Annotated in this window: 6 protein-coding genes; 3 read left to right on the top strand and 3 right to left on the bottom strand. The window is 62.7% G+C overall.

Annotated features, from left to right (window positions below; all coding sequences use genetic code 11):
- Together U9983_RS27080 and U9983_RS27075 are read left to right on the top strand one after the other, a co-directional pair.
- Nucleotides 1-646 (top strand): HAMP domain-containing sensor histidine kinase (locus U9983_RS27080; RefSeq protein WP_322756728.1); only part of this gene is annotated, 646 nt, incomplete at its 5' end.
- 213 nt (nt 647-859) lie between these two features.
- On the top strand, nt 860-1,039 hold the full coding sequence (locus tag U9983_RS27075) for a hypothetical protein (protein ID WP_322756727.1): 180 nt from the start codon (nt 860-862) through the stop codon (nt 1,037-1,039).
- Between the two features lie 353 nt (nt 1,040-1,392).
- Here the strand turns inward: U9983_RS27075 and U9983_RS27070 are convergent, their stop codons facing one another.
- On the bottom strand, nt 1,393-2,265 hold the full coding sequence (locus U9983_RS27070; RefSeq protein ID WP_322756726.1) for an ADP-ribosylglycohydrolase family protein: 873 nt from the start codon (nt 2,263-2,265) through the stop codon (nt 1,393-1,395).
- A gap of 223 nt (nt 2,266-2,488) precedes the next feature.
- Here U9983_RS27070 and U9983_RS27065 point away from each other — a divergent pair, with 223 nt between their 5' ends.
- Entirely contained in the window at nt 2,489-2,911 is a 423-nt protein-coding gene (locus tag U9983_RS27065; RefSeq protein ID WP_322756725.1) for a hypothetical protein, read from the top strand.
- A 108-nt stretch (nt 2,912-3,019) separates the two neighbouring features.
- Here the strand turns inward: U9983_RS27065 and U9983_RS27060 are convergent, their stop codons facing one another.
- Together U9983_RS27060 and U9983_RS27055 are read right to left on the bottom strand one after the other, a co-directional pair.
- Nucleotides 3,020-3,421 carry an ankyrin repeat domain-containing protein gene (locus U9983_RS27060; RefSeq protein WP_322756724.1) on the bottom strand — a complete coding sequence of 134 codons (402 nt, stop codon included), beginning with the start codon at nt 3,419-3,421 and terminating at the stop codon, nt 3,020-3,022.
- Between the two features lie 4 nt (nt 3,422-3,425).
- On the bottom strand, nt 3,426-3,794 hold a 369-nt coding region (locus U9983_RS27055; RefSeq protein ID WP_322756723.1), incomplete at its 5' end, for an HNH/ENDO VII family nuclease.

The following is a 3,794-nucleotide window of genomic DNA, read 5'->3' as shown; positions in this document are numbered from 1 at the left end:
CAATCAGACCCTGCTCGAGGTGGCGATGAGCCGCCCCGATGCCCCAGTCGAGCTGATCCGCCTTGGTGAAACCATGCTGGCGGTGAATGCTCGGCACGAGCGGCTGGTGGACGGGCTGCTGGCCCTGGCCCGGGCCGAGCACGGCATCGCGGATCCGCGGCCGGTTGACCTCGCGGAGGTCGTCAGAGACGTGCTGACCCTCCTGCGGCCGGAGGCCGACCGGCTGAAGCTGCAGGTCACCGCTGAGGCCACCCCGGTTGTCGTCGACGGCGACCGCATCCTGCTCGACCGGCTCGTGCAGAACCTGCTGCAGAACGCCATCCGACACAACGTCACCGGCGGCTGGTTACGGGTCGCTGCCGGCCCGGTCGACGGCGACGCCCGGCTCGCCGTGGTCAACAGCGGCCCGGTCCTCACCCCGGCGAGCGTGCCCGAGCTGTTCGAGCCGTTCCAGCGTGCGGCGAACCGCGTGCATTCAGCCCGGGGCACCGGCCTGGGACTGTCAATTGTGCGGTCGGTCGCCCAGGCGCACGGTGGCACGGTGAACGCGGTCGCCCGCAACGAAGGCGGCCTCGACGTGGCGGTGACGATCCCCCGCCGCAGGCAGCGATCAGACTGCCATGATCAAGTAGTAACGATCAGATGATACCGCCAAGAGCGCCCGGCATCAGGGGCGTGGATCACGGAGAGAACTACGCTACCGCCGTGCGCAATCATCGGTCTTCAGAAGGATCGTCACCGCAGCCGACCAGCCCTCCCATGAGCAGAGCCGAGAGACGGATATTTCGTAGGGCCTGGCTACCTACTCATCATAATTTGCGAGAGCGCCCTGGTCGTGAAGTCAGCCCCGGTCATCACCGTGATGCTGCTTCTCGTCGCGGCATTTGGGGCCATCTTCGTGATCCTCGTATGGATGGCGTACTACACCGCAAAGAAAATCCTGGTCGCGAAGGCGCAGCCACCGGATTTCGCACCCACACCGGCAGCCATGGCGGTCGATGGTCTCGCGCCGGGCGAGCCGGATGTCATCCAACACTGACAGCCAAACCGCCATGGCGATAATCTACAGTCCGTTCTTCAGGGGATGCGCTCTCCGGAGCGGGGTCTCACGCTCCAACTTCTGTCCACCTTGCAGTGACACCCGGTCGATCACGATCACTACCCCATGTTCAGCGAACTCAGGCCCGTCTACTGACGGCGCAGAGTCTTCGCCGAAATTGTCGGCCACCAGCCGATCGAATGCCCAGAACCCATCGCCCCTGTCACTGTACGGATCGACATCATCACCCGAGTCCGGTTAGATGGATCATGGGGCCGAGGGGAGATACGCCGGAGATGTTGAGCAGCGGCCGACGGCACGGCGAGGCGCCGCCCGGACGCCTCGAGCCGAGCCTATTTCTCTGAATCAACCCATGCAGGCAGGGGCTCGCATGCCGACCGCCAGGCGGCGGGAAGACCCTGCCGGCCGACACGAGCGGCCACGATACCTCCGACGATGGCGCAGGTTGTGTCAACATCGCCACCGGCGCCCGCGGTGGTCCAGATAGCCTCCTCATAGTCGTCCAGATTGCGGGCCGCAGCCCACAGGGCGAACGGCACCGTGTCCAGGGCGCTGATATTGCGCCCGTTACCGAGCTGCTCAACCGCAACCGCAACCGACGGAATATCCACAAGGTCACAGGCCACCCCTATGCCGCCGTGCACCCGACCCGACGGAGTCAGCTGACCGACCGCGTCAAGAAAGGCGCGGGGCGTCAGCTGACCGGAGCCGGCGGCAAGAGCGGCCGCCACCGCGACCGCAACCGCTCCAGCCACAGCTTCGGGATGGGTGTGGGTGACCGCCGCCGACACCATCGCCTGCCTGGCTGCCTCCCCCGGATCCTCCGCGAACCATCCACCAAGAGGCGCCACCCGCATCGCAGCACCGTTGCCCCACGATCCCTGACCACCGAACAACCCACCGGCCAACTCACGCCACGCTCCACCCTCGCGGACCTGACGCAGCAGCCGGTTCATCGCCGGCCCGTATTTCCGAGCGGAGTCGTAGCGCTCAGCGAAGCTAGCCGCCAAGGCATCCTGATCGATACTCCGGAACCGGCATAGCACCGCATAGATCGAGCACGCCATCTCCGTGTCGTCAGTCCACGACCAGGGACCCGGCGGCACCCGCCGCTCATACAGCGCGTGGTAGTTGTGGCGATAAAAAAACTGGGAACCCAACGCATCCCCGAGCCCCAAACCATGCAGAGAGTCCAGCGCGCACATACGGCGATCCACCGCCATGGTCGCCCGACGCCCCTCCCAATCAAGATCACCATAGCTGCATCAACACGCGAGCCTCGGCTTCGAGATCGCCGGCTTCAAGCGCCGTTGCCAGCACGCACCGCAGCATCTTATTACCTGCTAAGAGCGCCCGACAATAGGGGCGTGGATCAAGGAGTGGGGCTGGGGCACGTAGATCGCGAGGCGGAGGAGGGAGGCACCGGAGGTGTTGGGTGTCGACCGACGACAACGCGGCGAGGTGCGTGCCCCAGCCCCGCGACGCCACGCCCCCTATTGCCGGTCGGATCCGGTCGTCGCGGCAACAGCCGAGAACCTGGCGAAATGCTACCTGCATCAGACTCGCCGATTCTTGGTATTCGCGCTCCTCGCGCTCATCGTGTTCCTGGTGGCTGTCTGCGCACGTTTTCCGGTAGGCATCCTGCCCGGAGACCTATCTCCGACCGCCGGCACCGCATTCGTAATCAGCGGCTGGATTTGGAGTAGTCTTTTCAACATCGCCTGGCAAGGTCGTCGCGGAGCAAAGCGAATCCTGGCTGCGAAACCGCAGCCACCGGATCCCGCAGCCACGCCGGCAGCCGTTGCGGTCGACAGCCTCGCACCGGGCGAAGTGGATATCATCCAACGCTGACCGTCGCCTTGACCGCTTGATTCCGCCCAGGCTCTACACCTCCTACCTGTTGAAAGAACTACGCCATATTTTACTGGAAATGACGTATTGGCCAGTTGGGAACGCCTATCAAGGAGACTCTTCCGGAAGATCTTCGAAAAACTGTGCAACAGGATAGTTTGCGATCAGCCGAGCAAGTCCCACGGGTGTTTGTCCGTAGTTGTTAGCCCGCCATGGGTCAGCGCCACGCTCCCGTAGCAGGGAAATAAGTTCACCTCGACCATGCGAGTTGAAGGCCGCCTTTGACAGAGGCGTGTTACCGAATTTGTCCACGCTGTCAATCGTCGCCCCAGCATCCAAGAGCGCCCGTGCTGCCGCAACAGAATAATCCTGAGCTGCGAAATGCAACGGGGTAAATCCCTCGATATCCGCAGCATTTGGATCGTGCCCATCTGCGAGGAGCTCCACAACCCGCTCAACATCGTTATCTACTGCTGCATAGTGCAAGGGTGTACGCTTCATTCGGTCCATTTTCTCACCTCGGATCCTCATAGCGATGGGACCTATTGGAAAACCGATCCTCCAACTGGTAGATATCCGAATTATTCCGATCCTCGATTACTTGGTCGCGGGTCCACCCTTCAGGTCGCGCTCGTTCTTGCGTCCGCCGCCACTCGCGACCTGGCTTGTGACCGATGTCAGGATTACCTTCGATCGGCCGACCAGTATTTGGGTCGATCAGATTACCATCGGCATCCCGTGGGGCATCTTCAAGGATCTTCTCTTTTACCTTTTTCCGTAACCTAACTCGGCTGGCCGCTGGATCGTCGTTCTTCTTACGGGCTTCAAGAATAGTAGCGCCGTCTAGTAGACCCTCGAGACTTGGGAAGATCGTGGTATTGGG

Origin of the sequence: Protofrankia sp. Cas3 (assembly GCF_963555955.1) — a bacterium.
Classification (GTDB): domain Bacteria; phylum Actinomycetota; class Actinomycetes; order Frankiales; family Frankiaceae; genus Protofrankia.
Note: the sequence above shows the minus strand (reverse complement) of the source record. Positions and strands in the feature narration are given on the sequence as shown.

What these genes read in the sequence shown, in the direction of transcription:
- U9983_RS27060 (WP_322756724.1), bottom strand. Translation starts at nt 3,421, where the DNA reads ATGGACCGAATGAAGCGTACACCCTTGCACTATGCAGCAGTAGATAAC.
- U9983_RS27070 (WP_322756726.1), bottom strand. Translation starts at nt 2,265, where the DNA reads ATGTGCGCGCTGGACTCTCTGCATGGTTTGGGGCTCGGGGATGCGTTG.